This is a genomic window from Streptomyces musisoli (genome assembly GCF_016741855.1).
GTDB classification, from domain to species: Bacteria; Actinomycetota; Actinomycetes; order Streptomycetales; family Streptomycetaceae; genus Streptomyces; species Streptomyces musisoli.
This window is the reverse complement of the sequence record NZ_JAERRH010000022.1, coordinates 56,501-74,351: the sequence shown is the minus strand read 5'-3', so window position 1 is coordinate 74,351 and position 17,851 is coordinate 56,501. Positions and strand designations below refer to the sequence as shown.

Annotated in this window: 20 protein-coding genes; 6 read left to right on the top strand and 14 right to left on the bottom strand. The window is 71.8% G+C overall.

From position 1 onward, the window contains the following. Positions 1 to 8: 8 nt before the first annotated feature. Genes JK361_RS34770 through JK361_RS34760 form a run of 3 tightly spaced genes read right to left on the bottom strand, consistent with a single transcriptional unit; the run spans position 9 to position 2,293 of the window. A complete protein-coding gene (locus tag JK361_RS34770) occupies positions 9 to 1,016 on the bottom strand; it encodes a methionine synthase (protein ID WP_201826048.1) in 1,008 nt (335 codons plus the stop codon). Between the two features lie 31 nt (positions 1,017 to 1,047). Then, a complete protein-coding gene (locus tag JK361_RS34765; RefSeq protein WP_201826046.1) occupies positions 1,048 to 1,746 on the bottom strand; it encodes an SDR family oxidoreductase in 699 nt (232 codons plus the stop codon). 7 nt (positions 1,747 to 1,753) lie between these two features. Continuing rightward, positions 1,754 to 2,293 (bottom strand): LOG family protein, encoded by a 540-nt coding sequence (locus JK361_RS34760; protein WP_201826044.1) that lies wholly within the window; start codon positions 2,291 to 2,293, stop codon positions 1,754 to 1,756. A 65-nt stretch (positions 2,294 to 2,358) separates the two neighbouring features. On the opposite strand from JK361_RS34760, the gene JK361_RS34755 reads away from it, so the two are divergent. Both JK361_RS34755 and JK361_RS34750 read left to right on the top strand, forming a co-directional pair. Beyond that, entirely contained in the window at positions 2,359 to 2,682 is a 324-nt protein-coding gene (locus JK361_RS34755; protein WP_201826042.1) for a DUF427 domain-containing protein, read from the top strand. 37 nt (positions 2,683 to 2,719) lie between these two features. Further along, on the top strand, positions 2,720 to 3,502 hold the full coding sequence (locus JK361_RS34750) for an alpha/beta fold hydrolase (RefSeq protein ID WP_201826040.1): 783 nt from the start codon (positions 2,720 to 2,722) through the stop codon (positions 3,500 to 3,502). A gap of 63 nt (positions 3,503 to 3,565) precedes the next feature. Here the strand turns inward: JK361_RS34750 and mnmA are convergent, their stop codons facing one another. Beyond that, positions 3,566 to 4,696 (bottom strand): tRNA 2-thiouridine(34) synthase MnmA, encoded by a 1,131-nt coding sequence (gene mnmA, locus JK361_RS34745; RefSeq protein ID WP_201826038.1) that lies wholly within the window; start codon positions 4,694 to 4,696, stop codon positions 3,566 to 3,568. 60 nt (positions 4,697 to 4,756) lie between these two features. Here mnmA and JK361_RS34740 point away from each other — a divergent pair, with 60 nt between their 5' ends. Beyond that, positions 4,757 to 5,437: an N-acetylmuramoyl-L-alanine amidase gene (locus tag JK361_RS34740; protein ID WP_201826036.1), complete on the top strand. Its 681-nt coding sequence runs from the start codon at positions 4,757 to 4,759 to the stop codon at positions 5,435 to 5,437. On the opposite strand, the gene JK361_RS34735 is transcribed toward JK361_RS34740, so the two are convergent. The 3 genes from JK361_RS34735 to JK361_RS34725 form a co-directional block, all read right to left on the bottom strand. Further along, positions 5,430 to 6,599, bottom strand: coding sequence for a cysteine desulfurase family protein (locus JK361_RS34735; RefSeq protein ID WP_201826034.1), 1,170 nt, complete (start codon positions 6,597 to 6,599; stop codon positions 5,430 to 5,432). The two genes, JK361_RS34740 and JK361_RS34735, sit on opposite strands and share 8 nt — an antisense overlap. Positions 6,600 to 6,703: 104 nt before the next feature. After that, positions 6,704 to 6,982 carry a DUF4190 domain-containing protein gene (locus JK361_RS34730; protein ID WP_201826032.1) on the bottom strand — a complete coding sequence of 93 codons (279 nt, stop codon included), beginning with the start codon at positions 6,980 to 6,982 and terminating at the stop codon, positions 6,704 to 6,706. A gap of 55 nt (positions 6,983 to 7,037) precedes the next feature. Continuing rightward, a complete protein-coding gene (locus JK361_RS34725; RefSeq protein ID WP_201826030.1) occupies positions 7,038 to 7,205 on the bottom strand; it encodes a hypothetical protein in 168 nt (55 codons plus the stop codon). Positions 7,206 to 7,350: 145 nt separating this feature from the next. Here JK361_RS34725 and JK361_RS34720 point away from each other — a divergent pair, with 145 nt between their 5' ends. Continuing rightward, entirely contained in the window at positions 7,351 to 7,977 is a 627-nt protein-coding gene (locus JK361_RS34720) for a TetR family transcriptional regulator (RefSeq protein WP_201826028.1), read from the top strand. A gap of 88 nt (positions 7,978 to 8,065) precedes the next feature. On the opposite strand, the gene JK361_RS34715 is transcribed toward JK361_RS34720, so the two are convergent. Next, positions 8,066 to 9,043: a helix-turn-helix transcriptional regulator gene (locus JK361_RS34715; protein WP_201826026.1), complete on the bottom strand. Its 978-nt coding sequence runs from the start codon at positions 9,041 to 9,043 to the stop codon at positions 8,066 to 8,068. A gap of 104 nt (positions 9,044 to 9,147) precedes the next feature. On the opposite strand from JK361_RS34715, the gene JK361_RS34710 reads away from it, so the two are divergent. After that, a complete protein-coding gene (locus JK361_RS34710; RefSeq protein WP_201826024.1) occupies positions 9,148 to 9,747 on the top strand; it encodes a TIGR03086 family metal-binding protein in 600 nt (199 codons plus the stop codon). Here the strand turns inward: JK361_RS34710 and JK361_RS34705 are convergent. Then, positions 9,734 to 10,594, bottom strand: coding sequence for a thioesterase family protein (locus tag JK361_RS34705; RefSeq protein ID WP_201826022.1), 861 nt, complete (start codon positions 10,592 to 10,594; stop codon positions 9,734 to 9,736). The two genes, JK361_RS34710 and JK361_RS34705, sit on opposite strands and share 14 nt — an antisense overlap. 152 nt (positions 10,595 to 10,746) lie before the next feature. Between JK361_RS34705 and JK361_RS34700 the strand changes: the two genes are divergently transcribed. Beyond that, positions 10,747 to 11,997, top strand: a complete 1,251-nt coding sequence (locus tag JK361_RS34700; RefSeq protein WP_201826020.1) for an alpha/beta hydrolase — start codon at positions 10,747 to 10,749, stop codon at positions 11,995 to 11,997. Here JK361_RS34700 and JK361_RS34695 read toward each other — a convergent pair. From JK361_RS34695 to JK361_RS34675, 5 genes are all read right to left on the bottom strand, one after another. After that, complete coding sequence (locus JK361_RS34695) at positions 11,906 to 12,565, bottom strand: trimeric intracellular cation channel family protein (RefSeq protein WP_201826018.1); 660 nt, start codon at positions 12,563 to 12,565, stop codon at positions 11,906 to 11,908. The two genes, JK361_RS34700 and JK361_RS34695, sit on opposite strands and share 92 nt — an antisense overlap. A 47-nt stretch (positions 12,566 to 12,612) precedes the next feature. After that, entirely contained in the window at positions 12,613 to 14,004 is a 1,392-nt protein-coding gene (locus JK361_RS34690) for a M1 family metallopeptidase (RefSeq protein ID WP_201826016.1), read from the bottom strand. A 98-nt stretch (positions 14,005 to 14,102) separates the two neighbouring features. Beyond that, a complete protein-coding gene (locus JK361_RS34685; protein WP_201826015.1) occupies positions 14,103 to 15,695 on the bottom strand; it encodes an ABC transporter ATP-binding protein in 1,593 nt (530 codons plus the stop codon). Beyond that, positions 15,692 to 16,786 (bottom strand): ABC transporter ATP-binding protein, encoded by a 1,095-nt coding sequence (locus JK361_RS34680; RefSeq protein WP_201826013.1) that lies wholly within the window; start codon positions 16,784 to 16,786, stop codon positions 15,692 to 15,694. Before JK361_RS34680 ends, JK361_RS34685 begins: the two co-directional genes overlap by 4 nt. Beyond that, complete coding sequence (locus JK361_RS34675; protein WP_201826011.1) at positions 16,783 to 17,790, bottom strand: ABC transporter permease; 1,008 nt, start codon at positions 17,788 to 17,790, stop codon at positions 16,783 to 16,785. The genes JK361_RS34680 and JK361_RS34675 overlap by 4 nt, the downstream gene beginning before the upstream one ends. Positions 17,791 to 17,851 lie beyond the last annotated feature (61 nt).

Sequence of the window (17,851 nt, the reverse complement as noted above, 5' to 3'; positions counted from 1 at the left end):
TCCTCCCGTTACTCTGGGTTGTCCGCGAGGGATCTCGCCGCCCGGACGCAGTGGGCGAGCGCCTGGCGTGCCCAGGCGGGTGACGCGTCCGCCAGACCGCACGCCGGGGTCACCGTCACCGCCTCCGCGAGCAGCCCGGGGTGCAGCCCCAGCCTGCGCCACAGCGTCCTGACACCCATGACGCTACCGGCAGGGTCCGACAACGGGCCGTCCGTGCCCGGGACGACACCGGCGAACAGCCGGGTGCCGGCCTCGACGGCCTCGCCGATCGCGTCGTCGTCACGCTCGGTGAGGAGTGCGAAGTCGAAGGAGACGGCCGCCGCACCGGCCCGCCGCAGCAGGGCGAACGGCACGTCGGGGGCGCAGGAGTGGACGACCACGGGTCCGTCGCCGTGTGCCGCGACGACGTCCCGCAGCGTCGACTCCACGAGCTGCCGGTCCACGGCGCGGTGGGTGCGGTAGCCGCTGGCGGTGCGGACCCGGCCGCGCAGGACGGCGGTGAGGGAGGGCTCGTCGAGCTGGAGGACGAGCCGGGCGCCCGGGACGCGGCGCCGCATCTCGGCGAGGTGCAGCCGCAGCCCCTCGACGAGCGAGGCGGCGAGGTCCCGGCACGCGCCGGGGTCCGACAGGGCGGCCTCGCCGTTCTTCAGTTCCAGGGCGGAGGCCAGCGTCCAGGGCCCGACGGCCTGCACCTTCAGGTCGCCCTCGTAGCCCTGGGTGTACTCCTCCAGGGCGTCCAGGTCCTCGCCCAGCCAGGACCGTGCCCGTTTGGTGTCCCGGCCGGGCCGGTCCCCGATGCGCCATCCGCTGGGCTCCACGCGCGCGTACAGCTCGACCAGCATCCCGGCGGTGCGGCCGATCATGTCGGCGCCGGGGCCGCGCGCGGGCAGCTCCGGAAGGAAGGGGAAGTCCTCGAAGGACCCGGTGGCGGTCTTGGCGGCCTCGCGGGCGTCGCCACCGGGCAGGGACCCGACCCCGGTGGCGCCGGCGAACCTGAACTGGCTGTTTTCGCTCACCAGGGAAGCCTACGGAACCCCTCGGCCGGGGTCAGCGCCCCGGCCGTACCGTCAGGTCGTTGACCTCCGCGTCCTCCGGGAGGTCCAGGGCCATCAGGATCGTCGTGGCGACCGACTCGGGGTCGATCCACTTCGACGCGTCGTACTCCTTGCCCTCCTGCTGGTGCACCTTGGCCTGCATGGGGCTGGCGGTGCGGCCGGGGTAGACCGAGGTGACGCGGACGCCGGCCGCGTGCTCCTCCTGGCGCAGGGAGTCGGCGAGGGCCTTCAGGCCGTGCTTGGAGGCCGCGTAGGCGGACCAGCCGGCGCTGGCGCTCAGTCCGGCGCCGGAGTTGACGAAGATCACATGGCCGCCGGCCGCCCGGAGCTGCGGCAGGAAGTGCCGGGTCAGCTCGGCGGGGGCGATCAGGTTGACGTTCAGCTGGTGGCGCCAGGACTTCGGGGTCAGGTCACCGACGTCGCCGAGGTCGACGACCCCGGCGATGTGCAGCAGGGAGTCCACGCGGTCCGGGAGGCTCTGGTGGGAGAAGGCCCAGGACAGCTTGTCCGGGTCCGCGAGGTCGCCGACCAGGGTGCGCGCGCCGGGGAACTCGGCCGCCAGCTGCTTCGCGCGGCCCGCGTCGCGCGCGTGCAGCACGAGTTCGTCCCCGCGCGCGTGCAGCCGGCGGGTCACGGCCGCGCCGATGCCGGAACCGGCCCCGGTGATCACATGAGTAGCCATGCCCGCCATGCTCGCATCAGTGCGCGCCGGTCTGCTCCTCCAGGTAGGCCAGCGCCGCGGCCGGCCGGTCCGCGAAGAAGACCAGTTCGGCCAGCGGGCGGGGCAGGAAGCCCTCGGCCTCCATGCGGCGGAACTGCTCGCGCAGGCCGTCGTAGAAGCCCGCCGTGTTGAGCAGCACGACCGGCTTCTCGGTGCGGCCGTGCTTCTTCAGCTCGAGGATCTCGGTGGCCTCGTCCAGCGTGCCGGTGCCACCCACCATGATCACGACGGCGTGGGCCTTCTCCAGCAGCAGCTTCTTGCGTTCGGCGAGGTCGGCCGCGATGACCATCTCGTCGGCGCCGGGCCGCGCCTTGTTCGCGAGGAACTCCACGGAGACGCCCAGCAGCCTGCCGCCCGCCTCCTGCACACCGTCGGCGACCACCTTCATCAGACCGCTGTCGGAGCCGCCCCAGACGAGGGTGTGGCCGGCCTTGCCGATCAGTTCCGCGAACTCGCGCGCGGGGCGCGTGTAACGCTCGTCGAGGTCGGCGGCGGACAGGAAGACGCAGATGTTCATGGCCTCTACCGTACGGTCACCGCGCCGGCCGGGAAGAAGCGCGGCCCCTGCGGTGCTGATCCGGTATGAGCCAAGGACACACGATCACGATCGACAAGAGCGAGCGGCACGTGCGCGTGGTGCGCGGAGACCAGGTGCTCGCGGAGACCGACCGCTCTCTGGAGCTGCGCGAGACGGGCTGTCCGGTGCGGTACTACATCCCCGCCGAGGACGTGCGCCTCGATCTGCTGACGCCCTCCGGCACGCACACCGTCTGCCCCTTCAAGGGCACGGCGTCCTACTGGTCGCTGCCGGACGCGCCCGACCTCGTCTGGGCCTATCCGGATCCGAAGCCCGGCGTGGCCGAGATCAAGGACCACTACTGCTTCTACGAACCCGACGTGTCGTGACCGGTGACCCCCGCGCCGTGCGGCAGTCTGCACGGGCATGGACAAGAAGACGACTTCACGCGACGGCACCTCCCTCGCGTACGGAGTGATCGGCCAGGGGCCCACGGTGATCCTGGTGAGCGGCGCCATGTCCACCGGCGGCACCGTGACACCCCTGGCGCAGCGCCTCGCGGACCGCTGCACGGCCGTCGTCTACGACCGCCGGGGCCGCGGCGGGAGCGGCGACACGGCGCCGTACGCGGTCGCCCGTGAGGTCGAGGACCTGGCCGCGCTGATCGACGCGGTGGGCGGCGACGCGGCGCTGTTCGGGGTCTCCTCGGGCGGCGCGCTGGTCCTGCACGCGGCGGCGAGCGGGCTGCCGGTGCGCCGGGCCGCGGTGTACGAGGTGCCGTACGCCGACCATCTGGCGGGCGGCGCCGAGCGGGAGGCCGCCTACAAGGAGCGGCTGAACCAGGCGCTCGGCGAGGGCCGGCGCGGGGACGCGGTGGAGCTGTTCCTGCGCCTTGCGGGCCTGGGCGAGGAGATGATCCGTAGCGCCCGTCAGTCGCCGATGTGGGCCGGCATGGAGGCCGTCGCCCCCAGCCTCGCTCACGACGACACGGTCATGGGCGACGGGCTGCTCCCCCGGGACCGGCTCGCCGCGGTCGCCGTGCCCGTGCTCTCGGTCGCGGGCGGCGCGAGCCCGGAGTGGATGCGCGCGGCGGCCCGGGAGATCGCGGAGACCGTGCCCCGGGGCACGCACCGGGTCCTGGCGGGCCAGACCCACATGGTGGAGCCGGAGGTGCTGGGGCCGGTGCTGGCGGAGTTCTTCGCGGGCTAGGACCTCTCGTTCGGATCGCGCCGGGCTGATCCGAACGAAAGACCCCGGGCGGCCCGCGGCCGCTCAGACCGCCGTCGCCGTCGCGCGCGTGGTGGTCGCGATCGTCGCCGAGCCCACCACGCGCGTGCCGTCGTACAGCACGATCGCCTGGCCGGGGGCGACGCCGCGGACCGGCTCGGTGAACGTCACGCGCAGCTCGCCGTCGACCGGCTCGGCGGTCACCTCGGTCTCGCCGCCGTGGGCGCGCAGCTGGGCGGTGTAGGTGCCGGGGCCGGTGGGGGCGGTGCCGCACCAGCGGGGCTTGATCGCGGTGAGGGCGCTGACGTCCAGGGCGCCGGCGGGGCCGACGGTCACCGTGTTGGAGACCGGGGAGATGTCGAGGACGTAGCGGGGCTTGCCGTCCGGGGCCGGGGTGCCGATCCTGAGGCCCTTGCGCTGGCCGATCGTGAAGCCGTACGCGCCCTCGTGCGTGCCCAGTTTGGCGCCGGACTCGTCCACGATGTCGCCCTCGGCCTTGCCGAGCCGCTGGGCCAGGAAGCCCTGGGTGTCGCCGTCGGCGATGAAGCAGATGTCGTGCGAGTCGGGCTTCTTGGCGACGGCCAGACCCCGGCGCTCGGCCTCCGCGCGGATCTCGTCCTTGGTGGTGACCGTGTCGCCGAGCGGGAACATCGCGTGCGCGAGCTGCTTCTCGTCGAGCACGCCGAGGACGTACGACTGGTCCTTCGCCATGTCGGAGGCGCGGTGCAGCTCGCGGGAGCCGTCCTCGTTCACGATCACCTGGGCGTAGTGGCCGGTGCATACGGCGTCGAAGCCGAGGGCCAGCGCCTTGTCCAGCAGCGCGGCGAACTTGATCTTCTCGTTGCAGCGCAGGCACGGGTTCGGGGTGCGGCCGGCCTCGTACTCGGCGATGAAGTCCTCGACGACGTCCTCGCGGAAGCGGTCGGCGAGGTCCCAGACGTAGAACGGGATGCCGATGACGTCGGCCGCGCGGCGGGCGTCACGGGAGTCCTCGATGGTGCAACAGCCCCGCGCGCCGGTTCGGAAGGACTGGGGGTTCGCGGAGAGCGCGAGGTGGACGCCGGTGACGTCGTGGCCTGCTTCCGCGGCGCGCGCGGCGGCGACGGCGGAGTCGACTCCGCCGGACATGGCGGCGAGGACGCGGAGGGGGCGGGTGCGCTGCGGGGTGTCAGTCATAGCCCTTCCAGGGTACGGGGGTGTGGGAACCGGAACCGTCGGATATCCGTTGAAGATCACATGGGGGCGACCACAGAGGTGACGGCGAAGGACGGCGACCGGCGGCTGGGGCGGCGGGCCCTGCTCGTCGGCGGGGCCGCGGCCGCGCTGGGCACGGCCGTGCTGGCCCGCGAGGAGCTGTCCCGCCTGTGGTGGCGGCTGCCGGGGGTGGACAAGCCGCGGGTGGCGGGCGCGGTGGACTTCCGGGGCGCGCGCTGGGTGGCGGCCTCCGCCGCGAACTACCGGACGGCCGACCGGCCGGCCGACTACCGGGTCGACCGGGTGGTCATCCATGTCACGCAGGGCGGCTACGCGTCGGCGGTCAAGGTCTTCCAGGACCCGGGGCACGGGGCGGCGGCGCACTACATCGTGCGCAAGGACGGGCGGGTCACCCAGCTGATCCGGGAGCTGGACGTCGCCTTCCACGCGGGCAACCGGGAGTACAACGAGCGCAGTGTCGGCATCGAGCACGAGGGCTTCGTGGAGGACGCCTCGTCCTTCACGGACGCCATGTACGCGGCATCGGCCCGGCTGACCGCGGCCGTCTGCCGGCGCTACGGCATACCCGTGGACCGCGAGCACATCATCGGGCATGTGCAGGTGCCGGGCACGGACCACACGGACCCGGGGCGGTTCTGGGACTGGGACCGGTACATGCGCCTGGTCCGCGCCGAGCACACCCGGGCCCCGGCGGCTACGTGAGCCCTGCCGCCCGGGCCCGCTCCACCGCCGGGCCGATCGCCTTGGCGACGGCCTCGACGTCCGCCTCCGTGGAGGTGTGGCCGAGGGAGAAGCGCAGGGTGCCGCGGGCCAGGTCCGGGTCGGTGCCGGTGGCGAGGAGGACATGGCTGGGCTGGGCGACGCCCGCGGTGCAGGCGGAGCCGGTGGAGCACTCGATGCCCTGGGCGTCCAGCAGGAGCAGCAGGGAGTCGCCCTCGCAGCCGGGGAAGGTGAAGTGGGCGTTGGCGGGGAGCCGGCCCTCGGGGGCCGGGTCGCCGCCGAGGATCGCGTCCGGCACGGCGCCGCGCACGGCGTCGACCAACTGGTCGCGCAGGGCGCCGATCTCGCGCGCGAACCACTCGCGCTGCCCGGCGGCGAGCCGGCCGGCGACGGCGAAGGAGGCCACGGCCGGGACGTCGAGCGTGCCGGAGCGCACGTGCCGCTCCTGACCGCCGCCGTGCAGCACGGGTACGGGGGTGTACTCGCGGCCCAGGAGGAGGGCGCCGATGCCGTACGGGCCGCCGATCTTGTGGCCCGACACCGTCATCGCGGCCAGGCCCGAGGCCTCGAAGTCGACCGGCACCTGGCCGAAGGCCTGGACGGCGTCGGCGTGCAGCGGGACGCCGAACTCTGCCGCGGCGTCCGCGAGTTCACGGACCGGCATGACCGTGCCGATCTCGTTGTTGGCCCACATCACGGTGGCCAGGGCGACGTCGCCGGGGTTGCGGGCGATGGCCTCGCGCAGCGCCTCGGGGTGGACCCGGCCGTGCGAGTCGACGGGGAGGTACTCCACGGTGGCGCCCTCGTGTTCGCCGAGCCAGTGCACGGCGTCCAGCACGGCGTGGTGCTCGACGGGGCTGGCCAGGACGCGGGTCCGGGCCGGGTCGGCGGCGCGGCGGGACCAGTAGAGGCCCTTGACGGCGAGGTTGTCGGCCTCGGTGCCGCCCGAGGTGAAGACGACCTCGCTGGGGCGGGCGCCCAGCGCCTCCGCGAGGGACTCGCGGGATTCCTCGACCGTACGGCGGGCCTGCCGGCCGGATGCGTGGAGGGAGGAGGCGTTGCCCGTGATGCTCAGCTGGGCGGTGAGCGCCTCTGCCGCCTCCGGGAGCATCGGGGTGGTCGCGGCGTGGTCGAGGTAAGCCATGGTGAGCTGATTCTACGGCTCTCCTGCGGCCGGCTCGGGCCGCGATCGGGCCGCCCCCGGCACCTGGGGCGTTCCCCCGGGTCGCCCCGGCGCCCGGGGTGTTCTCACAGGCTCCAGGAAACCGTCCCCGACATCTCCATCGCCGTCACCAGGACCACCAGGTCGGCGATGCCCAGCGCCAGGCCCAGGTAGGCACGGCCCGGACGCGCCGTGTCGCGCCAGAGGGCGACCACGGCGAGCACGATGGCGATCGGGCCGAGGAAGAGGTTGAGGACGAGCAGGCCGAGGAGGCCGAGGATGAAGGACGCGACGGCCATGCCGTCGGCGTCGCGGGTGCGGGGACGGATGTCGGTGCGGCCGGCGGCCGGTGCGGTGAGGTGCATGGTGCTCAGCTCCTGAGGTCCTGTCCTGCGGTCGGTTCCAGAGGTCCTTGCGCGGTCAGTCGACCGAGGTGCGCCGACGGCGGGCGTGGCGCTCGCGGAGCGCGAAAACGCCGAGCCAGACGGCGATGACGGCGGCCAGCAGGCCGGTGACGGTCAGCGGCGCGTGGGCGACGGTGCCCAGTACGACTCCGAGCAGCATGAGTGCGGCGACGAGGAACAGCATGGGATCGGATCCCCCCTCCGGAAAGCCTCGTGTTCAGCCGGTGTAAAATTTCGGTGAACAGTTGTAGTAACAGTTGTTCACTGACTTCGAGTCTAGCGCTCCCGACGGCTTTTCAATTCCAGAGAACAGTTGTTAACTGGATGACATGAGTCACACTCTCGGCATCCGGCAGGCCCAGAAGCAGAAGACCCGGCAGGCGTTCCTCGACGCGGCGCTCACCCTGCTGGAGGAGCAGAGCCTGAGCAGCCTGGGCCTGCGCGAGGTCACCCGGGCCGTCGGTGTCGCCCCGACCGCTTTCTACCGGCACTTCCGTTCGACCGCCGACCTCGGTGTGGCCCTGGTCGACGAGGCGCTGGGCAGCCTGCACCCGATGGTGCGGACGACGGTGTCCACGACGGGCGACAGCGAGGAACGCATCGCGCGGGCCGTCGAGCTGATCGCCGGTCATGTGGCCGCGCACCCCGCGCATGTCCGTTTCATCGCCCGTGAGCGGCACGGCGGGGTCCAGCCGGTGCGCGAGGCCATCCGCGCCCAACTCCAGCGGTTCGCCGAGGAGGTGAAGGCCGAGCTGGCCAAGGACCCGGAGGCGGTGGGCTGGAGCGACGACGACCTGCTGATGCTCGCGCACCTCTACGTCGACCAGATGCTCATCACCGCCTCCCTGTTCCTGGAGGCGCTGGAGGGCCCCGAGGAGGAGCGGGAGCGGGTGACCCGGCTCGCCACCCGCCAGCTGCGGCTCATCACCATCGGCCGCGGCCACTGGCTCGACTGAACCGGCCCCGGCGCCCGCCCACCCGGATCCCGCCGAGCCGCTCCCGCGGGGCGGGGTGCGGCTCAAGTGGGTCTCGCCGCCCGCCGTTTCAGTCGCCGGCCGGGCCCGGATCCCGGTACATGGCGGTGACGGAACCGGCCGCCGCCAGCAGTTCGGCGCGTGCCTCGGGCGGGTCCAGGAGTTCCACCCGGTCGGAGAAGGCGAGGAGCTGGCGTACCGCCCTGAGCACCGGGTAGGTCAGTCGCGCGGTGACCCACTCGCTCTCGCCGTCGTCGTCGGGCAGATCCGTCAGCTGCGCGGCGGCCACCCGCCGGAACATGTCGAGCAGGTCGCGCGGTACCCGCACGGTGACCTCGACCCCGTTCTCCCGCTCCTCCACCTGCCGGCGCAGCACCTCCCAGACATCGGCGAGTTCGGTGCCGGCCCGCCGGCGCACGGGCTCGTCCAGCAGCCGGGCCGACTCCACCCGGTCGACGCGGAACAGCCGCGGGCTGCCCCGCCGGTCGGCGACCAGGTACCAGACACCGGCCTTGGCGACGAGGCCGTACGGATCCACGGTGTACGTCCGCCGCTCCCGCTCCCCGCTGTGCCGGTAGCGCAGCCTGAGCCGCCGGTCGGAGAAGACCGCGTCCTGGAGCACCTCCAGGTCGACCGCCTGCTGCGGGCCGCTCTTCCAGCGGGTGGCGTCGACCAGGATGCGGCGGCTGGCCACCTCGGCGGCGGGACGGTGCGGCTCCGGGAGGGCGGCCATCACCTTGCGCAGCGCCGAGCCGAGGGCGGCGTCGAGGCCGAGCGCGGCATGGGCGCCCTGCGCGGCCAGGATGAACAGGGCCCGGGACTCGTCGGTGGTCAGCCCCGTGACGTCGGTTCGGAAGCCGGCGAGGAGCTCGATGCCGCCGTGCCGGCCGCGCTCTGCGTACACCGGGACGCCGGCGGCGGACAGCGCCTCGACGTCCCGGTAGACGGTGCGGACCGACACCTCCAGCCGGTCGGCGAGTTCGCGGGCGGGGACGCGGCCGCGCGTCTGCAGGAGCAGCAGCACGGACAGCAGGCGGTCGGACTTCACGGCGTCAGGATCCCGCCCGCGCGGACGCCCGCGCAAATGTTGACGGAAGTTGTCAGGTTTTCCCTGAATGCTGGCCGCACCTACCGACGAGGGAGAGGCATCCCATGACCACCACCGGCTTCACCGACCCGCGCCCGCTGTACACCCGTGCCACCGAGCAGGCGGTGGCGCTCATCAAGACGGTGCGCCCCGAGCGGCTCGGCGATCCCACGCCCTGTACCGAGTTCGACGTACGGGCCCTGCTCGGCCACATCGTCGGCGGTACCCGGCGGATCGCGGTCGTCGGCGAGGGCGGCGACGGACTCGCCGTGCACCCGTCCGCCGAGGGCGTCGCGGACGACGGCTGGGCGGCGGCCTACGACGAGGTACGCGTGCGCGCCCTGAAGGCCTGGGAGAGCGACGAGCGGATGGCGGCCCGGGTGCGCGTGCCCTGGGGTGAGGTTCCGGGGCACGCGGCCCTGTCGGGCTACGTCATGGAGATCGTCACCCACACCTGGGACCTGGCCGAGGCCGTCGGGTGCCCGTTCGCGCTCGACCCGGAACTCGCCGAGTTCGCCCTCGCCAACGCGCGAGCGGTGCTGCCCGACGCGCGGCCCCGCGACGAGCAGACCCCCTTCGGCACCCGGCGTGAGGCGCCCGAAGGCGCCGGCCCCTACGAGCAGCTGGCGGCCTGGCTGGGGCGGGAGCCGCTCAGCCGAGCCTGACCCGGGCCAGCTGGCGGGACTGCGCGACCAGCCGGTCCTCGCTGTCCCACACCTCGGCGTCCTCCTCCAGGAAGCCGCCGGCCAGGTTGCGGGTGGCGATCGACACCCGCAGCGGGCCGGGGGCCGGGCGGCAGCGGACGTGGACGGTGAGTTCCACCGTCGGGACCCAGCCCTTCAGGCCCAGCTCGAAGGCGGTGGGCGGCAGGGCGTCCACGGCGAGGAGCAGCGAGAGCGGGTCGGCGTCGCGGCCGTCGGCGAGGCCGAACCAGGCGCGCATCTCGCCCTTGCCGGAGGGCGCGCCGAGCGCCCAGCCGAGGGTGGCGGGGTCGAGCTTGAGCATCAGCCGGTCGGCGATGGCGGAGCTGCCGTCGATCGGGGCGGGCCCGTCCTCGGGGCCGAAGCACTGCTCCAGCGGCGGGATCGGGGGCGGGGTGGCCGTCGTACGGACGTCGTCGGGGAGGGTGGCGAGATCGCCGTAGGAGGCGAGGACGCGGATGCGTTCGACCTCGTTGCCCTCCTCGTCGTACTGGAAGAGCGAGGCCTGGCCGGTGGAGAGGGACCGGCCGGCGCGGACGGTCTCGGTGCGGATGACCGCCGGCCCGGGCTGGGAGGCGGTCAGGTAGTGCGCGGAGACGGTGAACGGGTCCGGGTGCGGGAGGGCGTCCGCCAGGGCCCGGCCCAGCACGGCCAGCAGGTAGCCGCCGTTGACGGCGCTGATGATGGTCCAGCCGGCCGAGAGGTCGAGGTCGTAGACGCCGGGCTCGCGCCGGGTGACCGCGGTGTCACGGTCGAACTCGCTGTCGCCGATCACGGCCCGCACGGTGGAGACGGTAGCTGCTTCTGGCATACGTGAACCGTACAGCAGGAAACTACTAAGCGGTAGCTTTTTGGATCCCGGCGGATGACATGATCTTCCCTACGGGTGAGAGTCCGGCAATTTCTCGGTAAGTGTCCGGACACGTCCCCAACCCCGGGCGCTCGATCTCCCTCTATGGGGACATGAGCCTCACCGGGACTCCGTTCCTCTGCACGACCGTCGTGCTGGCCGCGGTCGCCCTCATACTGCCGCTCCTCCTGTGGTCGCGGATGCGCGGGCCGAAGGCGCTGCGGGCCGCGGCCCGGGTGCTGATGCTGCTGTTCGCCCAGGCCACGGCCGTCACGCTGGTCTTCGTGCTCGTCAACAACCGCAACAGCCTGTACGACAACTGGGCCGACCTGCTCGGCACCGGCGACCACGTCCAGCAGGCCGCCGACCTCGGGCGGGACGGCACCGGCGGCATCGCGGTGAAACGGCTGCCCAGGGTCCGGCAGACCTTCACGGCCGCCGACGGACCCGGCATGCACGCGGCGGGCGGAGTGCGCGTCACCCAGCTCAGGGGCCGGGTCTCCGGGGTGAACGCCGAGGTCTACGTCTGGCTGCCGCCGCAGTACGACGACCCCGCCTACCGGCACAGGAAGTTCCCGGTGGTGGAGCTGCTGCCGGGCTACCCGGGTTCCGCGAAGGCCTGGTTCGGGGCGATGCGGGCCCACGAGCAGCTGCTGCCGCTGATGAGCAGCGGCGAGGTGGCCCCTTTCATCCTGGTCGCCCCGCGCACCAATCTGCTGGCCGCCGTGGACACCGGCTGCGCCAACGTCCCGGGCCAGGTCAACGCCGACAGCTGGCTCAGCATCGACGTACCGAAGATGGTCACGGACAACTTCCGGGCCCAGCCGGCCCCCCGCGGCTGGGCGACGGCCGGCTACTCGGCCGGCGCGCACTGCGCGGTCAAGCTGGCCGTGGCACACCCCGACCGGTACCGGGCCGCGGTGAGCCTGTCCGGCTACAACGACCCGATCGGCGAACGCAGCTCCCTCGCCGCCCAGACCCCCGCCCTGCGCGCCGCGAACAACCCCTTCCTGCTGCTGCGCAAGGCGGCCGAGCCGCCCCCGATCGCGCTGTACCTGTCCGGTGAGTCCGGCGACGGCTACCAGGCGGCCATGGCCCTGGAGTCCGTCGCCAAGGCGCCCACCACCGTGCGCGTGGTCCTGCTGCCGCGCAGCGCGGGCGGGCACACCATGGCGCTGTGGCGCCCGCAGGTCGACACCGTCTTCCGGTGGCTGACCCTCCAGATGGGCCAGAGCCGCGCCAAGGGACGCGACACCTCCCTCGCCGGCGCCCCTATTCCTCGGTCACCGTCGACCGGCGGTTCCACGCACGCGGCGCTCGCCAATGGAACCGCATCGCGAGCAGGCGCAGCACGAAGGCCGTGACGACCGCGAGACCGCTGGTGAGCGGGGTCAGCACGTCGTAGTGGATGCACAGGACGATCATCGTGGCGCCGACGATCGCCGGGACCGCGTACAGGTCGCGGTCCCAGCGCAGCAGCGAGGGCACCTCGTTGGCCAGCACGTCCCGCAGCACACCGCCGCCCACGGCGGTGGCCAGGCCCAGCGTCGCGGAGGCGGTCAGGTTGAGGCCGTAGCTGTACGCCTTCGTCGTGCCGCTGACACAGAACAGGCCGAGGCCGGCCGCGTCGAAGACGAGCACCGCAGTCTGGATGCGTTCGACGTGCGGGTGCAGGAAGAAGACGACGAGCGTGGCGAGCAGCGGGGTCAGGAAGTACCCGAGATCCGTGAAGGCGGCCGGCGGCACGGCTCCGATCACCACGTCACGGAAGAGCCCGCCGCCCAGCGCGGTGACCTCGGCGAGGACGGCGATGCCGAAGACGTCGAAGTTCTTCCGGACGGCCAGCAGGGCGCCGGAGATCGCGAACACGAAGATGCCGATCACATCGAGCGTGTGCTGGACGGAGGGACTGAAGAGTTGCTGGAGCTGCACCCTGACATTGTCTCCTGTCAGGAGGCGTGAACCTTACAAAGCCAGGCTCACAGGGTGGGTTTCCCTGGGGTGAACAGCCAGGTGTCGAAGAGATCGTCCAGCTGTCGCTTGCTGACGTGCTCGGCGAGACGGATGAAGTCGGCGGTGTCGGCATTGCCGTACCGGTGGAGCTTCGTCCAGGCGGGCAGCAGCCTGAAGAAGGCGGTGTCGCCGATCCGCTCGCGCAGCACCTGGAGCGTCATCGCGCCGCGCTGGTAGACGGCGGAGGCGAACATGGTGTCGCGCTGCGGGTCGGCCGGCTTGATCTGCCAGAAGGCGGAGTCGGCCGGGCGGGAGTCGTAGCCGGCGCGGAAGGAGTCGTGGGCGGAGCGGGTGCCCTGGTGCTCGGCCCACAGCCACTGGGCGTAGGTGGCGAAGCCCTCGTTGAGCCAGATGTCCTTCCACTGCGCCACGCTCACCGAGTCGCCGAACCACTGGTGGGCCAGCTCGTGCACGATGGTCGACTCGCTGCGCACGGCCGAGTAGGCCGGCTTGCTCTGCACCTCCAGGGAGAACCCGGCCTCGGGCATGTCGTCCACGATCGCGCCGGTCTCCTCGAACGGGTACGGCCCGAAGACCTGCGACCAGTAGTCGGTGGCGGCGGCGGTGACGGCGTACACGTCGACACTGCTGCCGTTCTTCAGCACGGGGTCGACGGCGACGTAGATCGGGGTGCCGCCGGGGGTCCGCCCGGTGCGGACGTCGAACTTCCCGATGGTGGCGGTGGCGAGGTACGTGGCCATCGGCCGGCTCTCCCGCCAGTGGGTGTACGTCGATCCGTGTCTGTCGTACGTCGACACGAGCCGGCCGTTGGAGACGGCGGTCAGGCCCTCGGGCGCCTTGATCCGGATGTCGTACGTGGCCTTGTCGGCGGGGTGGTCGCTGGACGGGAACCAGGTGGAGGCGGCGTTGGGCTCGCAGGCGACGAAGACACCGTCACCCGTCCTCATCCAGCCGTACTTGGAGCCGAAGACGATCGGCCCGCCGAGGGCCTCGGGCACGCCCCCGTAGGTGACGGTGACGGTGAAGGCGTGTCCCTGGCGCAGGGTGTGGCGCGGCGTGACGGTGATCTCGTCGCCGTCACGGGTGAACCCGGCGCGTCTGCCGTCCACTTCGACCCGCGTGACCTCCAGCTGCTGGAGGTCGAGATCGAAGGAGGAGAGGTTCTGGGTGGCCCGCGCCCGCAGGGTCGTACGGCCGTCCAGGCGGCCGGTGTCCGGTGCGTAGGCGATGTCCAGATCGTAGTGGCGGGCGTCGAAGCCGCCGTTGCCCAGCCGGGGAAAGTAGGGATCGCCGATGCCCGGCGCGCCCTGGATCGGGGCGGACGAGGCGGCGATGACGAGGAAGGAGACCGCCGCGGTGGCGAGGGTCCCCAGACGTGCCGAACGGGAGAGTGCCATGAGTCGTCCCTCTCGAACGTGTGCCGGTCAGTGGTCTGACACGGACGACTCTGCGCTCTCCCGTAAGGCATGTACATGACTTAACCAGTCGTCATGCGCTACTTGTCGGTCGACTCCTGCGAGCCGGACCCGGCCTGCCGTGCCGACTCCTCGGCGACGGCCTCGGTGTCCCCGGGGCCTTCGGCGGGAGCGTCGGCGGCGACGCCGGCGGAGGCGGTGGGCTCCTCCGGGGCGCTGTCGTCGCCGGCCGCGGGCTTCGCGACCGTAACCTTCGCACCCGGACCGGTCTTCGCACCGGAAGCCGCCGCCTCGGCGGCGGACTCCTCGGCGGCAACCGCCTCGGCCTTCTCGGAGACCGACTCCTTCTCGGAGACCGATTCCTTCTCGGCCACCGGCTCCTCATCGGAAGCCTCGGCCTTCTCGGAAGCCTCGGCCTTCTCGGAGGCTTCGGGCTTCTCAGCGGCTTCGGGCTTCTCGGAGACCTCGGCCGCTTCGGCGGCAGCCGTCTCCTCGGCGGCCTCCGCCTCCTCGGCCACCGGCTCCTTCCCGGTGGGACCGCCGGAGGCGACCGCGTCCGGCACCAGTTCCGACGCCTTCTTCGCCACCGACAGCAGGACCGTGTCCTGCGGTGCCTGGTCGGCGAAGTTCTCCGGGTGGTGGCACGCGACCCGCTGACCCGGCCTCAGCTCCACGAGCTGCGGCTCGGTCGTCTGGCAGATCTGCGTCGCCTTCCAGCAGCGCGTGTGGAAACGGCAGCCGGAGGGCGGGGCGATCGGCGAGGGCACGTCGCCGCGGAGCAGGATGCGCTCGCTCTTCTGACCGCGGCGCTTCGTGTCCGGCACCGGCACCGCCGACATCAGCGCCTTGGTGTACGGGTGCATCGGCGCCTCGTACAGCGAGGTACGGTCCGCCAGCTCCACGATCTTGCCGAGGTACATCACCGCGATCCGGTCCGAGACGTGCCGGACGACCGAGAGGTCGTGCGCGATGATCACGTAGGTGAGGCCGAGTTCCTCCTGGAGGTCGTCCATGAGGTTCACGACCTGCGCCTGGATCGACACGTCCAGCGCGGAGACCGGCTCGTCGGCCACCACCAGCTTCGGCTTCAGGGCGAGCGCGCGGGCGATGCCGATGCGCTGGCGCTGACCGCCGGAGAACTCGTGCGGGTAGCGGTTGTAGTGCTCAGGGCTCAGACCGACCAGCTCGAGAAGCCGCTGGACCTCCTTCTTCACCCCGCCCTCCGGCTCCACGCCCTGGAGCCGGAACGGCGCCGAGACGATCGAGCCGATGGTGTGGCGGGGGTTCAGGGAGCCGTACGGGTCCTGGAAGATCATCTGGATGTCGCGGCGCAGCGGGCGCATCTGCCCGGTGCTCAGCCGCGTGATGTCCCGGCCCTCGAAGGTGATCTTGCCGCCGGTCGGGTCCTGGAGGCGGGTGATGACCCGGCCCATGGTCGACTTGCCGCAGCCCGACTCGCCGACCACGCCCAGGGTCTCGCCCTTGCGCACCTCGAAGTCGATGCCGTCGACGGCCTTCACGGCGCCGACCTGGCGCTGCAGGATGCCCTTCTTGATCGGGAAGTGCTTGGTCAGTCCCTCGACCTTGAGCAGCACGTCACGCTCTTCGGGGGCAGACGCCTGCTTCGGGACCGTGGCCTCGGCGACGGTGTCCGTCTTCTTGGTCTCACTCACAGCTTCGGCGCAATCTCTTCGGTCCAGATCCGCTCACGGTCCTCTGCCGAGAGGTGACAGGCGGACCAGTGCCCGGTGCTCACCTGCTCCAGCTCGGGGCGCACCGTGCGGGTGACGTTCCCCTTGGGGATGTCCGCGTACGGGCAGCGCGGGTGGAAGGCGCAGCCCGAGGGGACGTTGATGAGGCTCGGCGGGGAGCCCTTGACCGGGATGAGCCGTTCGGAGGTCTCGCGGTCGATGCGGGGCATCGAGCCGAGCAGACCCCAGGTGTAGGGGTGCTGCGGCCGCTCGAAGACCTCGTCGGCCGAACCGCGCTCCACACACCGGCCGCCGTACATCACGAGGACGTCGTCGGCGATCTCGGCGACCACACCGAGGTCGTGGGTGATCATGATGACCGCGGAGCCGAACTCCTTCTGCAGATCCCGGATGAGGTCGAGGATCTGCGCCTGGACGGTCACGTCGAGGGCGGTGGTCGGCTCGTCCGCGATGAGCAGCTCGGGGTTGTTCACCAGCGCCATGGCGATCATGGCGCGCTGGCGCATACCGCCGGAGAACTCGTGCGGGTAGCCGTCGACGCGCTTGGCCGGCTCGGGGATGCCGACGCGGTCGAGCATCTCGATGGCGCGGGCGCGGGCGACCTTCTTGGTCACCTTGTGGTGGACCCGGTAGGCCTCGACGATCTGGTCGCCGACCTTGTAGTACGGGTGCATCGCGGACAGCGGGTCCTGGAAGATCATCGCCATCTCCCGGCCGCGGAGCTTGCGCACCTCGTCCGGGGAGGCGGAGACCAGTTCCTGGCCGTCCAGCCAGATCTCGCCGGACATCCGCACGTTCTTGCCGCGGGTGCCGAGCCGGTGCAGGCCCATGATGGCCTGTGAGGTGACCGACTTGCCGGAGCCGGACTCGCCGACGATGGCGAGGGTCCGGCCCTTCTCCAGCGAGAAGCTGAGCCCGTCGACGGACTTGACCAGGCCGTCGTCGGTCGGGAAGTGCACCTTGAGGTCGCGGACCTCCAGGAAGGCTTCGGGTGCCTGGCGGCCGGAGGTGGGCTCGCCCACTGCGGCGCCGGTCTTGGAGAGTTCGGTCACGAGAGCCTCACCCGCGGGTCGGCGGCGGCGTAGAGCACGTCCACCACAAGATTTGCGATCACGACGAAGAAGGCGGCGAGCAGGGTCACGCCGAGGATCTTGGGCAGGTCGTTGTCGGTGATGCCCTGCACCGCGTACTCACCGATGCCGTGCAGCGAGAACACCGACTCCGTGATCACGGCACCGCCGAGCAGCAGGCCGATGTCCATGCCGAAGACCGTGATGATCGGGGTGAGAGCGGCGCGCAGTCCGTGCCGCGTGATGACGGTGCCCTCCCGCAGACCCTTGGCACGGGCCGTGCGGATGAAGTCCTCGTTCATCGTCTCCAGCATGCCCGAGCGGGTGAGCCGGGCGTAGATGGCGGAGTACAGCAGGGCGAGCGAACACCACGCCGGAATCAGGGTGTTGGCCCACTGCGAGGGGTTCTCCGTGAGCGGCACGTACTCGTCACCGAAGATCGGCACCTGGTACCTGAAGAGCAGGATCGCCAGGTTGCCGGTGAAGAACATGGGGAGCGAGACGCCGGTGAGCGCGATGCCCATGAAGGCGCGGTCGACGGCCGAGCGCGGCTTCAGCGCGGAGATGACACCGGCGACCACACCCGAGACCAGCCACAGCAGGGCGGCGCCGGCGGCGAGCGAGAGTGTGATCGGAAGACGGGAGGTCAGCTCCGGCCACACGGCCTGGTGGTTCTTGAAGGAGTAGCCGAAGCAGGGTGCATCGCAGTGCACCGTGGTGGGGCCGAGGTCGTAGGTGGAGCCGGCCACGATCCCCTTGATGAAGTGCCAGTACTGGACGTAGACAGGCTGGTCCAGACCGAGGTTGTGCTTGACAGCGGCGATGTCCGCCTTCGACGGGCTCTTGCCGATGTACTGCTGCGCCAGCTGGTCCGCTGTCTGGCCGGCGAGCCTCGGCAGCAGGAAGAAGATGGCGAAGGTGACCGCGGAGACGACCAGCAGCAGGATCACTGCCGCGAACGTCCGGCGGAGGATGTACGAGATCACGGGGACCGGCGCTGGTGCCCGCGGGCCGCGAAGCCCGCGGGCACCAATGCCTTCACCTGCC

Bases quoted from the DNA above. Each gene is read 5' to 3' on its own strand.
- JK361_RS34765 (WP_201826046.1), bottom strand. From the start codon at position 1,746: ATGGCGGGCATGGCTACTCATGTGATCACCGGGGCCGGTTCCGGCATC.
- JK361_RS34760 (WP_201826044.1), bottom strand. From the start codon at position 2,293: ATGAACATCTGCGTCTTCCTGTCCGCCGCCGACCTCGACGAGCGTTAC.
- JK361_RS34755 (WP_201826042.1), top strand. From the start codon at position 2,359: ATGAGCCAAGGACACACGATCACGATCGACAAGAGCGAGCGGCACGTG.
- JK361_RS34750 (WP_201826040.1), top strand. From the start codon at position 2,720: ATGGACAAGAAGACGACTTCACGCGACGGCACCTCCCTCGCGTACGGA.
- mnmA (WP_201826038.1), bottom strand. From the start codon at position 4,696: ATGACTGACACCCCGCAGCGCACCCGCCCCCTCCGCGTCCTCGCCGCC.
- JK361_RS34740 (WP_201826036.1), top strand. From the start codon at position 4,757: ATGGGGGCGACCACAGAGGTGACGGCGAAGGACGGCGACCGGCGGCTG.
- JK361_RS34735 (WP_201826034.1), bottom strand. From the start codon at position 6,599: ATGGCTTACCTCGACCACGCCGCGACCACCCCGATGCTCCCGGAGGCG.
- JK361_RS34730 (WP_201826032.1), bottom strand. From the start codon at position 6,982: ATGCACCTCACCGCACCGGCCGCCGGCCGCACCGACATCCGTCCCCGC.
- JK361_RS34725 (WP_201826030.1), bottom strand. From the start codon at position 7,205: ATGCTGTTCCTCGTCGCCGCACTCATGCTGCTCGGAGTCGTACTGGGC.
- JK361_RS34720 (WP_201826028.1), top strand. From the start codon at position 7,351: ATGAGTCACACTCTCGGCATCCGGCAGGCCCAGAAGCAGAAGACCCGG.
- JK361_RS34710 (WP_201826024.1), top strand. From the start codon at position 9,148: ATGACCACCACCGGCTTCACCGACCCGCGCCCGCTGTACACCCGTGCC.
- JK361_RS34705 (WP_201826022.1), bottom strand. From the start codon at position 10,594: ATGCCAGAAGCAGCTACCGTCTCCACCGTGCGGGCCGTGATCGGCGAC.
- JK361_RS34700 (WP_201826020.1), top strand. From the start codon at position 10,747: ATGAGCCTCACCGGGACTCCGTTCCTCTGCACGACCGTCGTGCTGGCC.
- JK361_RS34690 (WP_201826016.1), bottom strand. From the start codon at position 14,004: ATGGCACTCTCCCGTTCGGCACGTCTGGGGACCCTCGCCACCGCGGCG.